General features: G+C 44.2%; 13 protein-coding genes. 9 read left to right on the top strand and 4 right to left on the bottom strand.

Annotation, left to right across the window (positions count from 1 at the left end; genetic code table 11):
* Positions 1 to 99: 99 nt before the first annotated feature.
* Both OH456_RS11000 and OH456_RS10995 read left to right on the top strand, forming a co-directional pair.
* Positions 100 to 3,003 (top strand): HD domain-containing phosphohydrolase, encoded by a 2,904-nt coding sequence (locus OH456_RS11000; protein WP_270033457.1) that lies wholly within the window; start codon positions 100 to 102, stop codon positions 3,001 to 3,003.
* Between the two features lie 55 nt (positions 3,004 to 3,058).
* Positions 3,059 to 5,953, top strand: a complete 2,895-nt coding sequence (locus OH456_RS10995) for an HD domain-containing phosphohydrolase (RefSeq protein WP_198559236.1) — start codon at positions 3,059 to 3,061, stop codon at positions 5,951 to 5,953.
* A 74-nt stretch (positions 5,954 to 6,027) separates the two neighbouring features.
* On the opposite strand, the gene OH456_RS10990 is transcribed toward OH456_RS10995, so the two are convergent.
* Together OH456_RS10990 and OH456_RS10985 are read right to left on the bottom strand one after the other, a co-directional pair.
* The gene (locus OH456_RS10990) at positions 6,028 to 7,050 is read right to left on the bottom strand and encodes a GGDEF domain-containing protein (protein ID WP_063602991.1); all 1,023 of its coding nucleotides are present in this window, start codon (positions 7,048 to 7,050) and stop codon (positions 6,028 to 6,030) included.
* Positions 7,051 to 7,289: 239 nt separating this feature from the next.
* Complete coding sequence (locus OH456_RS10985; protein ID WP_006070287.1) at positions 7,290 to 8,531, bottom strand: NADH:ubiquinone reductase (Na(+)-transporting) subunit B; 1,242 nt, start codon at positions 8,529 to 8,531, stop codon at positions 7,290 to 7,292.
* A gap of 143 nt (positions 8,532 to 8,674) precedes the next feature.
* Here OH456_RS10985 and OH456_RS10980 point away from each other — a divergent pair, with 143 nt between their 5' ends.
* From OH456_RS10980 to OH456_RS10970, 3 genes are read left to right on the top strand one after another with little or no spacing between them, the layout of a single operon-like run.
* Positions 8,675 to 10,015: a DASH family cryptochrome gene (locus OH456_RS10980; RefSeq protein ID WP_270033533.1), complete on the top strand. Its 1,341-nt coding sequence runs from the start codon at positions 8,675 to 8,677 to the stop codon at positions 10,013 to 10,015.
* 11 nt (positions 10,016 to 10,026) lie between these two features.
* The gene (locus OH456_RS10975; protein WP_270033456.1) at positions 10,027 to 11,577 is read left to right on the top strand and encodes a cryptochrome/photolyase family protein; all 1,551 of its coding nucleotides are present in this window, start codon (positions 10,027 to 10,029) and stop codon (positions 11,575 to 11,577) included.
* Positions 11,578 to 11,584: 7 nt separating this feature from the next.
* Positions 11,585 to 12,310 (top strand): SDR family NAD(P)-dependent oxidoreductase, encoded by a 726-nt coding sequence (locus OH456_RS10970; protein WP_443088630.1) that lies wholly within the window; start codon positions 11,585 to 11,587, stop codon positions 12,308 to 12,310.
* A 6-nt stretch (positions 12,311 to 12,316) separates the two neighbouring features.
* Here the strand turns inward: OH456_RS10970 and OH456_RS10965 are convergent, their stop codons facing one another.
* Entirely contained in the window at positions 12,317 to 12,475 is a 159-nt protein-coding gene (locus OH456_RS10965; protein ID WP_006070291.1) for a DUF2256 domain-containing protein, read from the bottom strand.
* A gap of 132 nt (positions 12,476 to 12,607) precedes the next feature.
* On the opposite strand from OH456_RS10965, the gene OH456_RS10960 reads away from it, so the two are divergent.
* The 3 genes from OH456_RS10960 to OH456_RS10950 are packed head-to-tail and all read left to right on the top strand — an operon-like array spanning position 12,608 to position 14,266.
* Positions 12,608 to 13,405 carry a PhzF family phenazine biosynthesis protein gene (locus OH456_RS10960; protein ID WP_006070292.1) on the top strand — a complete coding sequence of 266 codons (798 nt, stop codon included), beginning with the start codon at positions 12,608 to 12,610 and terminating at the stop codon, positions 13,403 to 13,405.
* Between the two features lie 43 nt (positions 13,406 to 13,448).
* Positions 13,449 to 14,030 carry an HD domain-containing protein gene (locus tag OH456_RS10955; protein ID WP_050798594.1) on the top strand — a complete coding sequence of 194 codons (582 nt, stop codon included), beginning with the start codon at positions 13,449 to 13,451 and terminating at the stop codon, positions 14,028 to 14,030.
* Positions 14,027 to 14,266 carry a GNAT family N-acetyltransferase gene (locus OH456_RS10950; RefSeq protein WP_252039234.1) on the top strand — a complete coding sequence of 80 codons (240 nt, stop codon included), beginning with the start codon at positions 14,027 to 14,029 and terminating at the stop codon, positions 14,264 to 14,266. The genes OH456_RS10955 and OH456_RS10950 overlap by 4 nt, the downstream gene beginning before the upstream one ends.
* Before the next feature lie 59 nt (positions 14,267 to 14,325).
* Here the strand turns inward: OH456_RS10950 and OH456_RS10945 are convergent, their stop codons facing one another.
* Positions 14,326 to 16,179, bottom strand: a complete 1,854-nt coding sequence (locus OH456_RS10945) for a heparin lyase I family protein (protein WP_270033455.1) — start codon at positions 16,177 to 16,179, stop codon at positions 14,326 to 14,328.
* 531 nt (positions 16,180 to 16,710) lie between these two features.
* Between OH456_RS10945 and OH456_RS10940 the strand changes: the two genes are divergently transcribed.
* Positions 16,711 to 17,487: an alpha/beta fold hydrolase gene (locus OH456_RS10940; RefSeq protein ID WP_031494072.1), complete on the top strand. Its 777-nt coding sequence runs from the start codon at positions 16,711 to 16,713 to the stop codon at positions 17,485 to 17,487.
* The last annotated feature ends 39 nt before the right edge of the window (positions 17,488 to 17,526 follow it).

Below are 17,526 nucleotides of genomic sequence, written 5' to 3'. Positions count from 1 at the left end.
CAGTGGGGTATTTTTTTATATTATTTTTCTATATTTAACTTCTCGTCAATAGCTAACTCGACTAGTCTTATATTGTGTCAATTCAAAGTGTTAGTCGATATGCCAACCAGCTCGCAATCCAGTAAAAAGTTCACTCTGCCTTTGCATATTCATATCTCCGCAATTTTCGTCATTTTGGTGTTGGTGATAAGTGGTGTTCAGATATGGATTACTCAAACGAGCATGAATAAAGTTCTATTGAATGCGAATGAAAACTTATTTGAACGTATCGCCGGCGAGACACGCAGTAATATGTCCTATCACTTCGGCCCAGCATTTAGCATTGTCGATGCCTACTCAGCTGGAGAACTGGTTCGGGAAGTAGACCCAGAGCAGCGTTTTGCATTTGTCCCGGAGTTAGTGTCGCTCTTAAGAGCAAATAGACATATCTTCTCGCTAAAAGCGGCGTTTCCTGATGGTGAGTGGTTAGCGGTTGTTCGTTTAGCGGATGATCGGATGCGGACTCATTTAGGGATTGACCACAGCGCAGAGTATGCGGCGTTAAACTTTAATACAGATACAAATAAGCTAGAGGTCAGAACTTACAGTGCTCACCTTGCCTTGCTGCAATCTCGTGAAATGAGTAGTCCGCTTCGCGACCCACGAAAATTAGATTGGTTTCGCACAGCATCGCTGGTACACGCTCACGTATCTAAACCATATTTTATGCCGGTACTGTCGCGAACCGGTATCACTATTCATCGAAAAGCAGCTAATGGAGCGGTGTTTGGAGCGGATATTTTATTGGATCAAGTATCTGAAGTATTAAGGGACAGTGATGAAAACCGCGATGCACTTAGAGTGTTGTATGACGACGACTTTAATGTATTTGCTTACAGCCGACCTGAATTATTTGAAGTAAGAGATGCTTTAAGACAGTCGACACCTCTCAAGTTGGGAGAAATTAACCACCCTTTAATCTCAGGAACAACAAACATCGTTGAGTTCGGTCCGCAAGCCAAAGAAATCAACTATCAAGGAGAAAAGTGGGTCGTTAAAGTCGATAAGCTGCGCGGCACTCGTGACCAGCTATTTAACCTAGTGATGGCAGTAAAGTCAGAGCAGCTCTTGAAAGATGCCAATATTGTAGCGAAACGCTCGCTGATAGGTTCGTTCTTCGCATTATTAATCGCATTACCCTGCATTTACTATCTTTCGCAGTGGCTAGCACGGCCAATTCGTCAGGCTACTCAGAAAGCACGAGCCATACAACATTTCAACTTTGATGATGGTGGTCAGGAGCACTCTAGAGTCACTGAAATCAAAGCTATGTCGGATTCATTGACGGTGATGCAGGCGACAATAAAGCGTTTTCTTTCTCTGACCAATTCAATGGCAAAAGAGAATGACCTAGAGCGGATACTTGAATTGGTTTGTGTCGAAACCGCAGATGCAACGAGCGCAAACAGTACATATTTGTATTTATTGAGTAAAGATGAGAAATATCTCGAACCTAAGTTTATCAAGCTCAAAACCAAAGGCATTATTGATATCACTACACAGCCGCGATTACCCCTAGATGAACCTAGGCTTGCTCAAGATGTAGAGGTGTTTTTTAATCAAAAGCAACCGGTTTATTCTAAGTATTACGAGGCTAGGCCTTTTGTTGTTAAGGAAAATGAAACCGACAACTTATTGTTTATTCCTTTGATAGACCGCAACAAAAAAGTAATTGGTGGGCTGGGTTTAGGCTTTGATGAAGAGCATGAATCTCAAGTATTAATGGATAACAAAGAGTATCTAGAGACGTTGGTCGCATATGCCTCTGTTACCATTGAAACTCAAACAATGTTGGCTGACCAGAGAGCGCTATTGGACTCATTCATTCAAGTGATGGCAGGAGCTATTGATACCAAATCACCCTATACCGGCAACCATTGCCAGCGTGTTCCAGTGTTGACTGAAATGCTGACTCAAGCAGCTCAGGACTCTACTAGAGGGTCTTTCGCCGATTTTTCAATGAGTAAAGAACAGTGGGAAGAGCTGCATATTGCCTCTTGGCTACATGACTGCGGGAAAGTGACCACACCTGAGCATATTATCGATAAGTCCACCAAACTGGAGACCATCTACAATCGAATTCATGAAGTCAGGACTCGCTTTGAGGTATTAAAGCGCGATGTAGAACTAACCACTTATCGAGCTAAATTTAGTGGTCAAATAGATAATCAGGACTTGGAAGCGATTCGCTTGGCTCAGGAAGAGTTAGATAAGGAATTTGCACTGATTGCTGAAATCAATTTGGGCTCTGAGTTTTTAGATGACGACAAAGTAAAACGTTTAGAAACTATTGCTCAAAGAACATGGCAGAGCACGATTGATCCTAGATTAGGTCTTTCATGGGAGGAGCTCGCACGTTATTCGGACAATCCTTTTGTTGAAGGTAAACATGTTCCCGTGTTGGCAGATAATGAATCGCACTTGGTTGCGTGGGAAAAAGCGCCTCTTCGGGAAGAACGTTTTGTTTTAAAGGCTGGTGAGCATCAAAATAACCAAGGTGAGATGTACAACTTATCGATTCGCAAAGGCACGTTGAACCCTGAAGAACGCTACATCATAAATAGCCATATGATAGAGACACTGCGAATGCTAGAGAGCTTGCCATTCCCAAGACATATGAAAAATGTGCCTCTTTTAGCTGGTAGTCATCATGAGAAAGTGGACGGAACCGGGTATCCATTAGGTTTGAAAGCCAGCGAACTTCCCCTCCCTGCTCGTGCCATGGCTATCGCTGATGTTTTTGAGGCACTAACAAGTTGTGACCGACCATACAAGAAGTCAAAGATGCTTTCTGAAGCCATCAAAATCATGAGTTTTATGGTAAAGGACGGACATTTGGACCCAGCTTTGTTCAAACTGTTTTTAACCTCTGGTGTCTATCGTGATTATGCGCAGGCGCACATTGATAGTAAGCAAATAGATGACGTGGATATTTCTCAGTATGTGGATGAGTTAAGCTACTAAAATCGGTGGCGTAACCTATTATTAATTATCAGTTAATTAGTTTTAGGTACGTGAAATGGATTTCAAAAGGGCGGGCAAAAGCTGGTTCCGTTACCCACTGCACATCCACATATCGAGTTTGTTTATCATCATTGTGATGTTGGTGTGCGGTGTGCAGTTATGGCTTACGTATTCAAGCTTAAATAAAGTATTGGTTGACGCTAATGACCATCTATTTGACCGAATCTCTGGTGAAGCGAGAGCCAATTTGCTTCACCATTATAGTCCTGCATTTTCAACCGTTACTGCATTTTCCAAAGGGCAGTTGAGTCGTTTTTCAACGCATGACGAACGTCTCGGTTACGTTCCCGAAATCAGCTATTTATTATCTGCTAGCCCTTCTATTTTTTCCTATACCTTAACGCTACCTAATGGTGACCATTTCAGTGTCTATCGAGTATTTGACCGTAAGATCCAAAAGGGGTTTGAGGTTTCTCCTGAGGCACACTATGTGGTGTTTAGTTACTATGCTGACCAGCAACAATTACATAGATACGAGTACGATGAAGAGCACGAATTGGTTAACTTTACCTCACAAGATGGATATCAGACCGACTTAAGAGAGCGAGAGTGGTTTGGTATTGCTAACTCCGACTCCGTATCTATGTCTGCACCCTACTATTTCCAAAAGTTAGGAAAGATTGGTGTCACAGTGTCAAGGCGTTCCGAGAGTGGCGCAGTGGTCGCCGCGGACATCACCTTGGATCAAATTTCTCAGGTGCTTGCTGAAACCATCAGTCGTAAATCTTCATTTCGGGTGCTCTATGATGAAAGTGGGCGCTTGTACGCCTACAGCAACCCAAAACAAGTAATTATTCAAGAAGGCGCCTTGGATAGTGCCACCATTCTTATTGAAGATATTGATAACCCTGTTGTTCACGAAGCCGTTCTATTATTTGGCAATACGGTAGATACCGTACATGAATTTTATGTCGACGGTGAAAAATGGATAGGTAAAGTAACCAAGTCGGTCAATAACTCCGGTCATGACTTGTATTTGATGATGGTGGTGAAATCCACAGAGTTGTTGGATAAGTCTCAAGTTATCGCCAAGCGATCAATCCTGACCTCACTCATCGTTTTATTGATTGCCCTTCCTTTTGTGTATATTGCAGCGCAGCGTGTTTCTGCGCCAATTCGAAGGGCAACGCTACGAGCACAGAAAATAGAGAGCTTTGACTTTTCTAGAAAGACACCGCAAAAGTCACATATCAAAGAGATTCATGACTTATCTCAAGCTCTGTTTGGGATGCAGCAGACACTATCTAGATTCTTGCTATTGACCAATGCGATTGCAAGGCAAGACGAGTTGAAACCTTTGTTGGATTTAGTGGCTAACGGAGCACTAGATGCGACCAGTGCGAAGCGTGCTTTGTTGTATCTAAGTGATGATGACAACGTGTTGATTCCGCACAGTGTGGTTTCAAAAACGGACGATAAGTTTGATCTCTCTGAACTGTCACCACTTGATGCAAAGAACCGCGATGTAGCGTATTTATTCGAATCTTTAAATGGCACCCGACCAAAAGCGTTAGCGGTCGAATATCAGGACATCAAGCATGCTATTCCGCAAATAGGAACCCATGACGTGTTCTTGTTTTTACCGTTGTTAGACAGAGGTGGTCAGGTGTTAGGTGGCTTCGGTTTGATTATTGAAAGTGAACAGCTTGATACGTTGTCGACCACACGTTTGCCATTTATTGAATCATTAAGCGAATACGCTTCTGTTGCCATTGAGTCTCAGCAAATTCTTGCTAATCAAAAAGCGTTGCTTAACTCGTTTATTGAGGTCATGGCGGGCGCGATTGATACGAAATCTCCATACACGGGTAATCACTGTCAACGTGTTCCAGTACTAACAGAAATGTTGACCAAAGCCGCCGAGCAGTCTGAAACTGAGCCATTTAAAGGCTTTAAGCTGTCATCTGAAGAGTGGCAAGAGTTGCAGCTGGCAGCTTGGCTACATGACTGTGGCAAGGTAACGACGCCAGAACATGTGGTTGATAAAGCAGTGAAGCTAGAGACAATCTATAACCGCATTCACGAAATAAGAACACGATTCGAGGTGCTTAAACGTGACGCACATATCTTGATATTACAGCAGGCCCTAGGTGAACCTTTATCGTTTGAATTACAACAACAGCTTGACGCTAAATGGCAGCGCATTGATGACGACTTTGCCTTTATTGCCGCCACGAATGTAGGCGGTGAGTTTATGACGGATGATGCGGTGACACGTCTTCATTCTATCGCTCAGCGGCAATGGACTAAAACTATTGATGAAGGCCAAGGGTTGTCTTGGGAAGAGCGTCGACGTTATGAGCAAGCTGAAACAAAACCTGGTGAAAGTGAGTCGGTGTTGGCCGATCAGCCATATCATGCCATTCCATGGGCAGTTGAAACAGAGCCTTCGACTCGATTTACGCTTAAAAAACCGATGTATCAGAATAATTTGGGAGAGCTGTATAACTTATCGATTCGCAAAGGCACGTTAAACGATGAGGAGCGTTATGTGATTAACAACCATATCGTTGAAACCATTAAGATGCTGGAGAGTCTGCCATTTCCAAAAGGAATGCGTAATGTTCCTGCTATAGCTGGCGGTCATCATGAAAAAGTGGATGGAACGGGATACCCTATGGGGCTCAAAGCCGATGAAATGCCGCTTACTGCCAGAGTGATGGCGTTAGCCGATGTCTTTGAAGCGTTGACCAGTGCAGATAGACCTTATAAAGAACCCAAGACGTTATCAGAGTCGATTAAGATCATGTCTTTTATGGTCAAAGACCAACACCTTGATGCAGAGTTATTTAAGCTATTCTTGACGTCTGGGGTTTACCAAACATTTGCCATGAAGTTCTTAAACCCTGAACAGATTGATGAAGTAGATATAGAGCAGTATTTATCGTGACGTAATAAAAGGGGCAGAGAGTGAATTATCTGCCCTTGTTATTCTAATTTATGACTAGGGTTTTTACTGAGCGATTAAAAAGGCATAACTCGGTTGCGGCCTGCTCGTTTGGCATCATAAAGCATCTTATCTGCGCGATCGACCAGTGAGGTGTAGGTATCACCTGCTGTAAATTCAGCGACACCAAAGGAAGCGGTAATATTGCCGACCTTTGAACCATTTTTTCGATCTTTAATCGTCATTTTTTCAATGGCCAGACGCAGTGCATCCGCCATTTGTCTTGCCACTCTCAAGGACTTATTAGGAATGATCAATGCGAATTCCTCTCCGCCAAAACGGTAGGCAGTTATCCCACCTCGACAAGCTTGTTTTAGACGTTGTGAAATGCCTTTTAAGATCGTATCACCAAATAGGTGCCCGAATTCGTCATTGAATTTCTTAAAGTGGTCAATATCCAAAAAAATGAGGCTCATTGGCTGCTTAGCATCGCAGAACATGTTGAGGTCGGCGTCAAACGCTCCGCGATTATACAATGACGTCAAACTATCGAATAACGCATTGCATTGAACCTTAGCCAACTGTGATTTTAGGCGTGCTATCTCATCACTGGCGTTTTTTAACTGGTTATGAATGAAGTCGGTTGAATGGCGAATATCGTTTGCTTCGTCAACCAACTGTTGAATCAAAGGCATTACTTCATCAAGTGTCGGATCGCGCTGCGATTCTATTTGCGTGCTTAATCCGTCAAAACTTTGCTCAAGTACTTTGGAGAACTGTGATGTATCGGCGATGGCATCCGTCATTGAACTTGAAACTTCAGTAACTAGGGCTTCCATATTGTGCTTGAGATCTTGCAAATTGACTTCGGCTTTGCCGGCAATATGGTCGCGATAAAGTAGATTGGTGTTTGCGGGCGGTAAAATGTCGAAATCTTTGAGAATAGCGTCAACTTCAGCGTTCAGTTCTGGAATGGTCTGATCGACATAAGTATACCAAAGTGCATAATTGGCAGGCGTCGCGGGAACGTGGTGTTTTACCATCAATGGTACTGCTTTTTTTAAATTAGCCGCCGATTTCTGAAAATCGTTCTTTTTCATGATCTAACTATTGTCCTTGGCTCATTCTGATTGGCGAGGCTTGCACTTAATTTGAACTCAGACTCTTCTGGTCCGATTATTTATAATTATCCAACGAGTTCAGTAGTTTGTCACTTTAGAAAGTTCAGTTTTTGAAAACGGACTCAAATATTAACGTGATTTTGGTTCAATAATGGCGCTATTTATAAAATGCATTAAAATTAACGCCATTATTTGTTGGCTGTGTAAATTTGTAGCGCCTAATTGCTAATGCGTCTCTCTCGCCGTCTAACTACGGCCTCTTTCACGAAGTGGTCGAATAGCGGTGCGAATAAATTAGCAAATAATATGGCGAGCATAATACCTTCCGGATAGGCTGGGTTGAGCACTCTGATACCAACAGTCATAACTCCTATCAGTAAACCATAAGCCCATTTCCCTGTATCAGTAAACGCAGCGGACACTGGGTCGGTTGCCATAAAAAAGGTACCAAAAGCGACACCACCAATGACGAAATGCCAATAAACGGGCATCGAAAACATAGGGTTGGAATCCGAACCAATGGCATTCAGTAAAGTGGCGGTTACGGTGAGGCCAATTAAGACTCCCGTCACAATTCGCCAAGAGGCGATTCCGATTGCTATCAAGAATATACCCGCCAACATAATCAGTAATGTTGATACTTCGCCCATAGACCCAGGCAGGTTGCCAAAGAAAGCATCCCACCACGTTAATGGCTGCCCGGTTAGGGTACTATAAAGGGCACTCTCCCCACCTTCATACCATTGGCTTAGCGGTGTAGCGCCCGAATAACCATCTGCGGCGACCCATACGGCCCCTCCAGACATTTGAGCGGGGTAGGCGAAGTAAAGAAATGCCCGTCCAGCGAGAGCCGGATTTAGAAAATTGCGCCCTGTACCGCCGAAAACCTCCTTAGCGACCACAATACCAAAGGTTATCCCTAATGCTGCTTGCCAAAGCGGGATAGTTGGCGGGAGGATGAGAGCAAACAAGATTGAGCTGACAAAGAAACCTTCGTTAACTTCGTGCTTGCGGACGATAGCAAACAGGACTTCCCAAAAACCGCCCACAATAAATACGGTGAGGTAGACAGGTAAGAAGTAGCTAGCGCCAAACAACATTTTACTTGCCCAGCCCGCCGCAATCAGATCATTGGCAGAGCCAAATGCCAATGATAGGCGCCAGCTTTCGGCGATCATTTGATTGATTTCTTCTGGGGAATAGGTGACCGATAGCGCTGCGACAGTCTGGTTGCCAATATTAAACATCCCCCAGAACATTGCGGGGAATACAGCGATCCAAACCATTATCATGATGCGTTTGAGGTCAATACTATCCCGCAGATGTGTTTGTCCTCGAGTGACGTGCCCAGGCGTGTAAAACAACGTAGCGACTGCCTCATAAAGTGGATAAAAAGTTTGGTATTTGCCTCCAGCTTCAAAATGAGGAGCGAGTTTATCGAGGTTTTTTTTCAATGACATCCCAAAGCCCTCCTTGAGGTGTTGTTTATAGCTTCAACAAAGTTTCTACGTGATGGAATCACAGAATGACCAACTCTCTTCTAAGCTATCAAGGGTGTTACTGCGTATCAGATGTCTGGGAAAAGATGACGTTGGGAAATGGTATGTCAAAAAGAAGAGGAATTTATTGGTTCAACCATGATCTCCGGTTGCACGACAATAAGTTATTGCAAAAGGCCAGTGAGCACGTCGACAGACTGCATTGCGTGTACTTTGATGAGCTGAAAACCATGTATGACAGACGCTTTCTGCCGGTAGAGATAGACGATTCAGCGAAGCGAGAGTTTAAGATGCAGGCGCTGGGTGAGCTGAACCAATCTCTGATGCAACTCGGGCAAGTACTACATCAAGTTTCAGTAACCAGCCTTGATGAGGCCGTGAGCCAGCTAGAACAGATGTTCGACTATTATTCGATTACTGACCTGTATGTAGCGAACAGTGCAAGTTGGTACATTGACTATGTGGTCACTAAAGCGCTCCTCAAGCGCACCGATATCGTTTTGCATCGTGATGATACCGAGTCCTTATTTCACCAAACGTTACTGCCTTTTGACTTAGAAGACTTGCCACACTCTTTCACTCGTTTTAAGAATAAAATGGAAAGCATTGTAGTGCCGTCCCCATCTCAAACTACGACCCAGCTACCACGTCCAATGAATAATCGAGATGGCCTCCCTGCCAGCTATGGGTGCGAACCTTCTTCTTTGAAGCTTCATAGCAGCGTTCGTGGAGGTGAACTGGCGGGCTTAGGGCATGTGCGAGACTACTTTGCTACTCAGGCGGCGCTTAGTTACAAATCCACACGCAACGAACTCGATAACTGGAGCAGCTCGACCAAATTTTCTCTCTGGTTAGCCAACGGCAATGTGTCGCCCAGAGCAGTGGTGAATCAACTACACCGTTTCGAGCAAAAGCATGGTAGTAACGAGTCCACTTACTGGATTCTGTTTGAGCTACTCTGGCGCGAGTACTTTCATTGGTACAGCCACAAATATGGCGCCAAGCTGTTTGCATTTGGTGGGATACAAGACAAGCGTCCCCTGACCACTTTTTATGCCTCAAGATTACGTCAGTGGGTCGAAGGCAACACGCCGTTTCCCATTGTGAATGCTTGTATGAACCAACTCCGTGAGACAGGCTACATGTCTAACCGAGGGAGGCAACTGGTCGCGAGCTGTTTGGTGCACGAATTGTCACTCGATTGGCGTTATGGTGCGTGCTATTTCCAGCACGTGCTTATTGATTATGATGTCGGGTCGAACTGGGGAAATTGGCAATATTTGGCTGGGGTGGGTGCTGACCCAAGGGGGAACAGAAAGTTTGATTTAGATAAACAGAGCCAACTCTATGATCCTGAAAGTGTTTTTATCCGTAAGTGGAAGGGTGACCGGCCTAATTCCAGTTTGAACGCGGTGGATATGACGGATTGGCCAATTCAGGACTGATAGGAATGAAAATGGGATACAAAACGCTGAGACTCGTCTTGGGTGACCAATTGGATAGCCAACATTCATGGTTCTCTCAACTGGACAATGATGTCCTCTATCTAATCGCCGAACTAAAGCAAGAATCTGAATACGTGACGCATCATATTCAAAAGCAAGTGGCGTTCTTCCTATCGATGGAAAGTTTTGCGCAAAGCTTAATGCAGCAAGGGCATCACGTTCACTATCTCACTCTAGATGACACTTGCGACTTTGACTCTTTAACGGAGCTGGTTGCCTCAGTTGGTGAGCAATACAACATCGTTAGATTTGAGTATCAAAGGCCAGACGAATATCGTCTGCTTGACCAGTTGTCTCGCTTTTCTCACCCACAATTTTCAGCCACCTTGGTGGAGTCTGAACACTTTTTACTGCCTTTTTCAGAATTAGAAACCTATTTCGTTAGAGGCAAAGCATTAGTCATGGACCACTTTTATCGCAAGATGCGCAAGAAACATGGCATGTTGATGGAAAGTGATACCAAACCACTTGGCGGTAAATGGAGTTATGATGCTAATAATCGCAACAAACTAAAAAAATCCGACATAGAAGCTCTACCCACACCGTTATTGTTTGCGTCACCGACGAAGGAGACGGTGTCTCGGATAGAGCGTCACAACCTAACTTCGATAGGACGAATTGGTGAACAACTCATTTGGCCGATTAATCGTTCTCAATCTCTCACTCTACTGGCACACTTTTGCCAAGTTTGTTTGCCCAATTTTGGCCGTTTTCAAGATGCGATGACGGAACAGCATGAGAGTCAGTGGAGTCTGTACCATAGCCGCCTTTCATTCTCGCTTAACTGTAAGATGCTTTCCCCTTTAGAGGTGCTGTATGCAGCCATCGAACAGTATGCTCACTCTGATGGGCAGATCACGCTTGCACAGATTGAGGGCTTTGTCCGACAGATACTTGGTTGGCGTGAGTATATTCGAGGCATGTATTGGAGCAATATGCCAGACTACTCGACGGCCAATGCGTTAAAAGCCTCTAGGGCGCTACCTCAATATTTTTGGAATGGCGAGACAAAGATGAGTTGTATGAAGCGAGCCATCACTCAGTCTCTTGATTTCGCTTACGCTCATCATATTCAGCGTTTAATGGTGACTGGTAATTTCGCGTTGCTCACAGAGTTGGACCCAGACCAAGTAGAGCAATGGTATCTTGGTATTTATGTTGATGCGATTGAGTGGGTAGAAATGCCCAATACCCGAGGTATGGCTTTATACGCAGATGGAGGACTTATTGCGACCAAACCTTATGGTTCCAGTGGTGGTTATATCAACAAAATGAGTGATTATTGTAGTGGGTGTTTTTATAACGTCAAAGAGCGTTCAGGTCGACAGGCCTGTCCTTTTAACGGATTCTACTGGCGGTTTATGCATAAGCATCGTGAGTGGTTGAGTAAGAACCCCCGCACAGCGATGATTTATCGGACTTGGGACAGATTAGCTCCCGAAGTACAGGATGAACATCTTACAACGGCCGAAGCAAATATAGCTCGAATAGAGCGCCTGTGAGGTATAGATGCAGCCATTGAATGTTTTGATCGTTGGTGCTTCTGGAGGGATAGGGAGTGCGTTAAGCCAACATATTCTGACTCATACCAATGCCAATGTTTTTGCTACTTATCGCCGTGCTCAGCCTAGAGTGCAGCACGCGCGATTGCGCTGGTATGCTTTAGATGTCACCGTAGAAGATGACTATAGCTCGTTAACGACGTCACTCGATGCTGAGGCTGACCATCTAGACTGGGTCATCAATTGTGTTGGTGTCTTGTCGATAAATGAGCTTACTCCTGAAAAGAGTTTAAAGGCAGTTACCTCAAACAACCTTATGACCAGTATTCAAGTCAATACTCTGCCTACTTTGCTGTTAGCAAAGTACATTTTACCTTTTATCAGAAGGTCGGATGCTCCCCGCTTCGCTACTATCTCCGCAAGAGTAGGTAGCATTGACGATAATGAATTAGGTGGCTGGTATAGCTATCGCTGCTCAAAAGCCGCGTTGAACATGGCAGTGAAGAACATAAGTATTGAATGGGGTCGCTTAATCAAACGTTCCTGCACGATAGCTTTACATCCTGGAACGACGGACACCGAACTTTCTCTGCCTTTTCAAGCCAATGTGCCAGAAAAACAGCTATTCGCGCCAGATAAAACCGCAGGATTACTGTTCCACGTTTTGGAAAATCTTAGACCAGAAGACAACGGTCGGTTCATTGCTTACGATGGCAGTGATATTCGGTGGTGACAATGTTTAACATTCTGACGTTTTCTTAGCTCCACGCGCTTTACTTGAGCATCGCTTTGAGCAATAGCGAACTTGCTCCCAGCAGCGTTGCCATTTTTTTCGCCAAGTGAAAGGCTTGTCACAATGACCACAGATTTTTCTCGGAAGATGTGATTTTCGATGCATATTGATCGCGTCTTGGTTCTTTTTGATATCTACGAGTTGATAACAGACGAGATCATCACCCATAACATTTAAACTCTTCTCGCGATTATTTTATCTATCCTTTAAAGTAGTAACGGTCCATAAGGAGTCGTCATGCAGTTAGATATTTATCAGGTAAATGCATTTTCCAGTGAGCCCTTCAAGGGCAACCCTGCTGGTGTGTGTATTACTCAAGAACCGTTACCCGCATCGTTAATGTTGTCTATCGCTAAGGAAATGGCGATCTCAGAAACCGCATTTCTATCATTATCCGATAACCGCTTGCGTTGGTTTACACCTCAACTGGAAGTGGCGCTTTGTGGCCATGGCACACTAGCTACTGTTAATGTACTAGATGAAATAGGGCTGTTAGAAAAAGATGGAAAATGCAGTTTTCATACGCTTTCTGGGGAGCTTCATGCGCAGAAAGTTGGTGAACGTATTTCCTTAGATTTTCCACTTTATCCTGCCAATGAGGCTAACATGTCGCTTGCGAAATTGGAGGCTCTGGGTCTGAAAGAAGAGGATATCGAGTTCTGGGGTGAATTCGAAGGTGGTAAAGACTTATTGGTGATGAAAAGTGAAGAACGCCTGCATCATCTAACTCCAAATTTTCACGCTCTTAACCAATGTGAAGGTCGAGCATTGGCGGTAACGGCTAAATCTGAGCGTAGTGATGTGGATTTCATCGTTCGCTATTTTGCTCCTTGGGTTGGAGTCAATGAGGATCCTGTTACGGGGTCTGCCTATTGTGCATTGGCTCCTTATTGGGCCGATAAACTCAATAAGTGTTCATTAATTGGCTTCCAAGATTCTGAGCGCGGAGGCTACGTTGGTATGATGTTGAAACAAGACCGTATTGAGCTTAGTGGTCAAGCGATTACGCTTATCAAAGGTACTATCAGTGTTTAATGAGAAATGGGTTCCTCAGTTTCTGGACTTTATTCGAGCGGAAATGATCACTGATGCGGCGCATGATCTTAACCATGTATTACGGGTCGTTAATTGTGCTAAACGCTTATCAGTGACAGAAAATGCTAATTTGGATGTGGTTATTCCAGCGGCCTATTTGCATGATTGCTTTACTTATCCTAAAGATCATCCAGAACGTGCGAGCAGTTCAACTATCGCGGCACACAAGGCGTGTCAGTTTTTGAGATCAATAGGTTACCCAGAGTTGCATATTGATGCCATCCACCATGCGATTGTCGCGCACAGTTTTTCCGCTAATATCGCAACCGATTCTATTGAAGCTAAAGTAGTACAAGATGCCGACAGATTAGATGCATTGGGTGCTATAGGTGTTACGCGTTGTATTCAGGTTGCGACCAGTCTAGGTCGAACTTTGTATAGTACTGATGACCCTTTTTGCATTGAGCGTTCTGCTGACGATGCCAAGTTCACCATTGACCATTTTTACATCAAGCTATTTTCCATTGCAGACACAATGAAAACCGAAGCGGGTAAACAGGAAGCAATCAGTAGAGTGGCGTTTATGAAACAATATCTAGCGCAATTAGGGCATGAAATATCATGATTGAACATCAACAAGATAGACAGAGATTTGTACTCTCTTCGAACGGGCAAGACTCGGTATTGGATTACAAGCTTTCGGGTAATACGGTTAATTTTACTCGCACCTTTGTACCAGAATCACTGCGTGGAAAGGGCGCTGCAAAACAGTTAGTCGATCAGGGTCTTGCGTGGGCTAGAGAGCAAGGCTATCAGATTGAAGCCGACTGTTGGTATGTGGCTAGATTCTTGAGTAGATAACCGTACCTTGGGTTAGCTTAGCGACGGTTTTCTCACCGTCGCTGCAAGAGTGACGAAGGCTAACGTTCTGTGTCAAATGGATACGGGTCTAAGCCATTACTTTTACCGTCATCGTCACTGTCATTATAGATACCATCCACGGGGGAGCGTCCCCAAGCATCCAACTCTCTATTAATGGCTTTAGAGACAGAAACGTTGTCGAAATAGATTGTCCTAGGACTGCGAATTTCTGTATACATTCCGATCTTGGTGTAGCCATTATTGCTAATCAGCATGTTTTTACCTTTCCGGTCGAGCTTCAGCTCACCATTGACCCAGACTTTTACTCGTCCATCGTCGGCTAAAGACTTTTTAAAGTAGATACGAATATCAGTCCATTGGTCTTGTGGTGCAACGCCTAAATCGATCACCGGATAGTTAGGTGCGTGGAAGCTGAGTTTGAAAAGCCCATCATTGCTTAGACGCACTGCGGCGTGAGGACCAGAACTGAATGACTTCCACTGTGCCAAGATAATGGAGTACTTAGTGATGGTCTGCCAAGATGCATCGGGGCGAATACTGGCACTAAAATAGAAGTCATCTCCCGGTGCGTACTGATAGCGGCCATCCATAAAGGCTGTCTCGCTTCGATAAGCTGGTGGCTCGCCGTAAAACTTCATCACATGATTACCTGTGCGAGCCCAGTCTACTTGAGCTACCTCGTAATAGTGATAGCTGGCGGGTATTTTGGTGAGTGAGTCGTAACTACTAGAAAAAGAGGGGGTGAGTTCCCCAGGTAAGCCGGAATCTGCTAGACCGTTTTCCCAACCAGCAGTGTATATGGTGGCTGGATTTTCGATTGTCGTGGTTCGGTCGATTTGAATGTCGACCCAAGCTGGTTGCGATCGGTTAAATCCGTCTTCTACATGATAGAAGAAGCCATCTAAGCCGACAAAGTCAGCATTTGGCTGATATAGTATTTGTCCTTCGACAACGGTAACTGTTCCATAATTTGGTTCAGATGCAATGACGATGGTTAGTTCATCACCTTCAGGGTCTAGGTCGTTTGCTAACACATTGCATAGTAGCGCTTGGTTCTCTAAACCATTGCAGCTATCTGGAGAGATAATGGTGACCTCATTTTTCCACCTTTCTGGGTCAAGTGGATAATCATCGTCTATATCGACAACACCATCACCATCATCATCAATGTCCTTGTTATTTCCAATGCCATCGCTGTCCGTATCGACAGATTCGTTGGGGTCATAGGGAAAGGCATCTTCGGCATCAACGACACCGTCGTTATCAGAGTCTTTGGAAAGGGGCGATAAGTCAAACTGCAAGCGATCAATACGGATTGAACCTTCTACTGCTGCGAGCGTAAACGTATGTTCCCCTTTAGTTAACCAAATGGTTTGAGGTGAGGTTTGCTCAAATTCGCGAGTAATCTGGGTGGAGGAAAGGAACGGAATCCGGAACAACACCTCTGTGCCCTTACGCAGTTCTACATGTTTGGTTTTGTCGGCAGAAGAACCCAACCAAGCAGAGAATTCATAGTAGGCATCCTCTTCGATTTGTACGGTGTAGTTGATCCATTCGTCGCGCGCAAACCAGCCAACGTGTACCTGCCCATCACTGTGAGTAGAGATGTCCACACCATCGTTACGGTATTGCTTTCCCCCTCGGTTCTCTGGTTCTTTGTCGAAGTAGGCGATGCCTTGTCCACCAAGGTCATAATCTTCCGCTTCCACAATGGAAGGTAATCGGTGAATAGGTAAGGCAGACTTGGTGTCGTCCCAAGGATAAATATCTTCAAGGTCGGGAACTCCGTCGCCATCAGAATCGACATTGGCGAAGGTCAGTGAGGTATTCAGCAGCATCCCCAACATCAATGCGGGGAGAATCATTGTAGGGTAACTTAATCTTGTTCTCATAATATATTCCTTAGTTATTTACGCCTGTTACGAGCTCTGGTCGCAACATGTAATAGGCGGAGCAAATTGGAATTAAATGAGTGCACTCTTCAACACCTTAGAAAGTTTGGAATGCATATCAAACAGGTTTTATATTGATGAGGTGAATGTATGTTGGGAAAGAAAGGCTATTTCTACGCATTAGATAGAAAAATAGCGACTAAGGCTCAAAATTTACGAATAAGTTCTTTAGCCAATATATACGTGATACCAAGGGTTAATACGGCAGTAGTTTTGTTAGTGATGGACACATAAAAACAGTGAATATAATAAGATTTCTTTGCGTTCGGCGAGTAATGAGCGCATAAGTTTTAAATTGTTAGCTTTCACACTGCAGCATATTGAATAGCCGATTAAAAACTCAGCGGTACAGTGGTTTTTGGTTTTTTGTAAATTTACTTAGAATTGGAATGAAAGTCTTACAGAGATGGTGTAGAAGTGGTTAAACCACTTTGATATTCTGGGGGTGGTATCGAGGTTAGGAGGCGTGGAATGAAGTGGAAAGTCAGTATGGCAATATTGACCGCTCTTGCTCTAGTGGGTTGCAGTAAGCCGGAGATAGAAACCGTCGATAATGAACTAAATGCACACCACTTAGATCAAGTTGTTGTAGTGCACGGCTTAGCGAGAAGCGCTTGGTCGATGCAGAATATGTCAAAAGGTATTGCCAAACAAGGCTATCAAGTCTGTGTCGTGGATTATCCAACGCTTCGCCAGCCTATTGAAAATACGCTTGCCGAGAGTGCCAAGGAGCTCTCTCGATGTATTGACGAATTTAATCACTCAAAAAACCTTGTCACTAATCAGTCGAAAATTCACTTTGTTGGGCATTCATTAGGTGGATTGGTGATCCGCTCGTACTTGGCACAGCACCCTGATTTTGTCGACTCATCGGAGATGGGAAAAGTGGTGTTTGTTGGTACTCCCAACCATGGTAGTGATGTTGCTGATTTCTTTTCGGACACTTGGATGCTATCTCTAGTGGGTGGTACCGCTGAATCGCTAACAACCAGTCCTAATTCATTCCCAAACAGTTTGCCAATTCCAAACTACGATTTCGGTGTCATAGCAGGTACGCAAAGCTACCCGGTTTTTAGTGGCATGTTTAGCAAGAGCAACGATGGGCTAGTCTCAGTGGAATCGACAAAACTTGATGGTATGCGAGACTTTATTGAAGTAGATATCAAACACGATAGGCTACGTCGTGATCCTTATGTAACCTCATTGGTACTGAACTTTATTGAGACCGATAAGTTCGAATCGAAATAACGTAGCATTATAGAACGATACGATAGTGTTAGTTCTTTA

The sequence above is a fragment of the Vibrio sp. La 4.2.2 genome (genome assembly GCF_027586995.1).
GTDB lineage: Bacteria > Pseudomonadota > Gammaproteobacteria > Enterobacterales > Vibrionaceae > Vibrio > Vibrio mediterranei.
This window is presented reverse-complemented; position numbering and strand designations above follow the sequence as displayed.